The organism is Mycobacterium sp. (assembly GCF_049673265.1).
GTDB lineage: Bacteria > Actinomycetota > Actinomycetes > Mycobacteriales > Mycobacteriaceae > Mycobacterium.
Map to the genome: position 1 here is coordinate 1 of NZ_JBATXN010000524.1, position 4,812 is coordinate 4,812.

General features: G+C 64.4%; 5 protein-coding genes. 1 reads left to right on the forward strand and 4 read right to left on the reverse strand.

The features are described from left to right. The 4 genes from WBF82_RS18035 to WBF82_RS18050 form a co-directional block, all read right to left on the reverse strand. On the reverse strand, nt 1-1,441 hold a 1,441-nt coding region (locus WBF82_RS18035), incomplete at its 3' end, for a phytoene desaturase family protein (protein WP_424384329.1). 3 nt (nt 1,442-1,444) lie between these two features. Continuing rightward, a complete protein-coding gene (locus WBF82_RS18040) occupies nt 1,445-1,891 on the reverse strand; it encodes an SRPBCC family protein (protein ID WP_424384330.1) in 447 nt (148 codons plus the stop codon). A 54-nt stretch (nt 1,892-1,945) separates the two neighbouring features. Next, nucleotides 1,946-2,686, reverse strand: a complete 741-nt coding sequence (locus tag WBF82_RS18045; protein WP_424384331.1) for a hypothetical protein — start codon at nt 2,684-2,686, stop codon at nt 1,946-1,948. 22 nt (nt 2,687-2,708) lie between these two features. Continuing rightward, on the reverse strand, nt 2,709-3,074 hold the full coding sequence (locus WBF82_RS18050) for a hypothetical protein (protein WP_424384332.1): 366 nt from the start codon (nt 3,072-3,074) through the stop codon (nt 2,709-2,711). A gap of 324 nt (nt 3,075-3,398) precedes the next feature. On the opposite strand from WBF82_RS18050, the gene sucB reads away from it, so the two are divergent. Continuing rightward, on the forward strand, nt 3,399-4,812 hold a 1,414-nt coding region (gene sucB, locus WBF82_RS18055), incomplete at its 3' end, for a 2-oxoglutarate dehydrogenase, E2 component, dihydrolipoamide succinyltransferase (RefSeq protein WP_424384333.1).

The following is a 4,812-nucleotide window of genomic DNA, read 5'->3' on the forward strand; positions in this document are numbered from 1 at the left end:
CCGGTGTTTCGGCACGTCCCATCCCGGGGGCCGGCCGAAAGATCAGCATCTGCTGCAGTTGAGCGGTTCCGCCGTTGAGGGCGCCGAGATGCAAATTCGCGTCGCTGGCCTCTAGATCCGACGGGCGTTGCACGAATCGGTCGATCACTCGCGCGCCGAAGCCCGGTGCATGTTCTTCGATGACGTGATCTACCGCCTTCGCCAACCGTTCCGCCGACGCGTCGTCGGCCACGTTTCTCGGCAAATGTGTGTACGCCCAAACACTTTCGGTGCCCTTCGGCGATCTACTCGGATCTGCCGTGGTCGTCTGACCTAGCAGCATAAACGGATGCTCGGGCACGACCCGGGTGTTCAGATCGGCCATCCACCGCACCAGACCGTCGGCGTCGGCCCCCAAATGGACGGTTCCCGTATTGCGCAGGCTTTCCGAGCGCCAGGGAATCGGTTTGTTCAGCGCATAGTTGACCTTGACCACCGGGGGATCCCACACGTAGTGCTCGAGCTCGCGAAGCAGGCCATCCGGGACCGCATCACTCGGCAACATGTCGCAGAACAGTCGCGGTGCAGTCACGTCGGCCACGACCGCCCGCCGCACGTGGATGGTTCGCCCGCCGGTGGTGCTGACCGCAACCGCACGGCCCCGCCGCACCTGGATCTGCGCCACATCCTGATTGCATTCGATCTGGGCGCCCGCTGCACGGGCACGGTTAACCAAGGCTGCCGTCAATTGGCCGGAACCGCCGACCGGCACCGGCCACCCGCAATCTTGCCCCAGCATCGTCATCAGAAAACCCATCGCGCCGCTGCCGGGCGCATCTGGTGGAGCATCGGCGTGCATTGCGTTGCCCAGCAAAAGGATTCGTGGCGCCTCGCCGGTGAACAGCCGATCCACCATTGCGTTCGCCGGCTGCACCATCAAATGCGCCAGCCGGACGGCTTCCGACGTACCGAGCCTGTGCAGCAGCCGCACCATCGGGCGTACCGGCGGGAACGGCGACAACATCGCGTCCAGCAATGGCGATTTGATCTTTTCCCACAAACCGATCAGCCGCCACCAGTTTTCGCCGTCGGCGGGGTCGCGGCGTTCGAATTCCGTTGCGGTGCGGGCGGCGTCGCGGTAGAGGACCGGAGGGTCGTCGTCGGTCCCGTTGCGCGGATGACCCACCACAGCGGGCGCGTGCGACCACCGCAGTCCGTGGTCCTCCAATTTCAGCGAGGCCATGGCCGGCGACGCGATCGTCATTGGATAGAAGGAGCTGAACAAGTCGGTGATATATCCGGGTGTCAGTTCGGCGCTACGCACCGCGCCACCAGGCTCGGGCTGAGCTTCCAAAACCAACACGTCCCAGCCGGCGTCGGCCAGCATCGCCGCGGCGACCAACCCGTTGTGTCCAGCACCGATGACGACGGCGTCGACCGCATTTCCACCACGGCCGGACATGGCCTAGGACACCTGGCTGGGCTCGAGACGTTCTGCAAGAGCCGCCAACCGCCACAGACACTCGCGGTTGCGCGGGTGGATTGCAATCAGCGCCAGGCGATCAGGAACCATGCCAACCAATCCCTCGACGGGCACCTCGATCATTTCGATTCGGCAGCCGTCCGCGGTCTCTGTCAGGCGCATCGTTATCCGTGCGGCACCCAGCGGTCCCAGGCGGGCAAGCAGAACGAGTTCATGTGGCGGTGAGGAACTTTCGACCACGGTATCGTCCTGGATCACGGCAGGCCATACTCCGATCGAATGCCGAATGGCGGCACCCGGTTCGGGCCAATTCGGGTCGACCGCACGGGTTCGGCTGTTGCCGACCACCCAGTGCGTGTAGGTCCAGCCGTCGGCCAATACTTCCCACACCCGCTCGCATGATGTGGCCACATCTCGTGTTGTTGCCATCGCGCGCGAATACCCACGGCGGGTCGGAACTATGCGCGCGTCAAAGCCGGCAGGCTAGCGGTGCACCGCCGGTCGCTGGAACCACTTGAGCTTCTGCCGCCAGGAGTTCGCAGAGGTCAGCGCGAAACCCGCGCCGCACATGCAAGCGAAGAACCAGACCAGCCCGGCTCCGACCGGACCTTGGAACGCGGGAATCACCGCAGTGATCATCCGCACCACACAAGCAGAGATGCCGCTGGCCGAGGCGACCAGATAGAGGTTGGCGATGTTCCTCGACCGCGGGTCCTGGCGCAGCACCAGCAGCGCCCGCGAGCCAAACACCAGCAGGTAGGCCAACGTTCCAGTGAGCAATAGCCAGTACACGCTCAGCCAGAAGTCGGTGCGCATCGCGAAGAAATCGCGTGCGTAGGTCTTGCTGCCATAGCTCAACGAGAACGTTGCCAGCAGCAGCGGGATGCACAACGTCGCCGGCCGCTCTACCCATTGCTTGAACGACGCCTGCAGCCGGTCGTCGTCTTCAAGCCGACCGACCGCGTTGTAGACGATCGCCGAGGCCGCGACGATGTAGCAGTCGTGCCCGACGTAGTTCTGCAGGTTCCACTCACCGGTGATCTTGTGCAGTGCGACGCCGAGCGTCTCGGAGGACAGCGGCGACATCAGTGCGACCGCGCAACCCTGCAAAGCGATATTGAGCGTGGCGGCCACTTCCCACCGGCAATGCCAGGTGACTCGCCGTATCCAAAGGCTCCATGCGATGGATGCGAGGGTCAGGATGATGAGAGCGGTGAGAGCCACAGCGGTCCGCCAACAGGTCGCTTTACAGCGGGGGTGCGTCTTGCCGCGGTCGCCACTCGGCAAGTTTTGTCGGCTGTGAAGTCTTCACAGCAACGCCGCCCGCCGCTTGCGACGTCGAAATGCCGCCACGAATCTCTTCTGCCAACGCGGTGATCTCTTCCGGGTCGATGAACCGGTAACGGGTCAACAGCTCGGCGCGGTTGATGCCGAGATTGGCCGCCGCAACGCGGAGGTTGTCCGCAGTGATCAGGGTTCCCTTGTCCAGCTGGTCGTAGTACGTGGACCGCGGCAGTTCCATCGCGGTCCAGATCTCTTCTCTGCTGAGGGAACGCCCTGCCAGGTAGGAGAGCACCGTGGCCAGCTCTTTGCCGCTATCGTCGGGATACACACCAAACAAGATAATCCAGATTTTTGGCTTTCTCATCCGAACTGTCTCGAATACCCGATGTATTAATGCCGTGGAAACCAGGCGCATCCGAGAAAGCGGATAAAAATCCGATTTATTGGACTCCGTTATTAGTCACGTTTCAAATATAGCCGTGCTTGCCCATCCGAGTGCCCGCTCCGCCCTGGATGTGTACCGGCGGCGGCGCAGTGACAGGATGGTTTCGGTAATCCGCTTGGGCGCAGCTTCCTCCTACACCACGCTGTGGTAAGCCAGAGGTCGGCGCGCGCCCACCTACCGAACCTACCGATCCAGGAGTCGACAGAGATGGCCTTCTCAGTGCAGATGCCGGCACTCGGTGAGAGCGTGACGGAGGGGACCGTAACTCGCTGGCTCAAGCAAGAAGGCGACACAGTCGAACTCGACGAACCCCTGCTGGAAGTGTCCACCGACAAGGTCGACACCGAGATTCCGTCGCCGGCGGCCGGAGTACTGACCAAAATCGTTGCCCACGAGGACGACACCGTCGAGATTGGTGGCGAGCTGGCCGTCATCGGCGACGCGGAAGGCGCGGGGGGCGGCGACACGGCGCAACCCGCCGCCGAGCCGGCAGCGCCTGAACCGCAATCAGCGCCACAACCGCAACCGGAGGCCGAACCGCACGCAGAGCCAGAACCGCAACCGCAGGCCGAGTCGCAGCCAACGACCGCGGGGGCAAGCGGCGATCAGGACGCGACCGGCTCGTCGCGTCCGGTGCTGATGCCTGAACTCGGCGAATCCGTCACCGAGGGCACGGTGACCCGCTGGCTGAAGAAGGTCGGTGATGCGGTCGAGGTGGATGAGCCGCTGGTCGAAGTGTCGACCGACAAAGTGGACACCGAGATCCCGTCGCCGGTGGCGGGCACGCTGATCAGCATCACAGCCGAGGAGGACGTCACCGTCTCGGTCGGCGGCGAGCTGGCCAGGATAGGCACCGGCGCCATCACAGCCCCAGCCAAGTCCGCACCCGTGCCACAAGCCCCGCCGGCTGCCCAACCCGAGGCCAAGTCGGCGCCGCAGGCCCCACCGGCGCCTGAACCCCAGCCAAAGCCGACGCCGCAGGCCAAACCCGAGCCGGCACCTGCGCCCCTTCCCGACCACGCGCCGGCCACTAGCGCGGCAAACGCTCCGTATGTCACACCGCTGGTCCGAAAGTTGGCCGCCGAGAACAACATTGACCTTGCCGAGGTCAATGGGACCGGGGTCGGCGGGCGTATCCGCAAACAGGACGTGTTATCGGCCGCGCAGCAGAAGGAAGCCAAAGCAGCTCCGGCCGCTGCGGCACCGGCCGCCGCGGCCCCGTCCGCCCCGAAACCGAGCGTCCCGACCCCGGCGCCCGCGCTGGCACATCTGCGCGGAACCACCCAGAAGGCCAGCAGGATTCGCCAGATCACCGCAAAGAAGACCAGGGAATCGCTGCAAGCAACCGCGCAGCTCACCCAGACCCATGAAGTCGACATGACCCGGATCGTGGCGCTGCGCGAAAAAGCCAAGCACGCCTTCGCCGAACGCGAGGGTGTGAACCTGACTTTCCTGCCGTTCATCGCACGCGCCGTCATCGATGCGCTCAAGACCCACCCGAACGTCAACGCCAGCTACAACGAAGACACCAAGGAGATCACCTACTACGACGCCGAGCATCTCGGCTTCGCCGTCGACACGGACCAAGGCCTGCTCTCCCCCGTCGTCCACAACGCCGGTG

Coding starts and splice junctions, on each gene's coding strand:
- WBF82_RS18040 (WP_424384330.1), bottom strand. CDS start 1,891: ATGGCAACAACACGAGATGTGGCCACATCATGCGAGCGGGTGTGGGAA.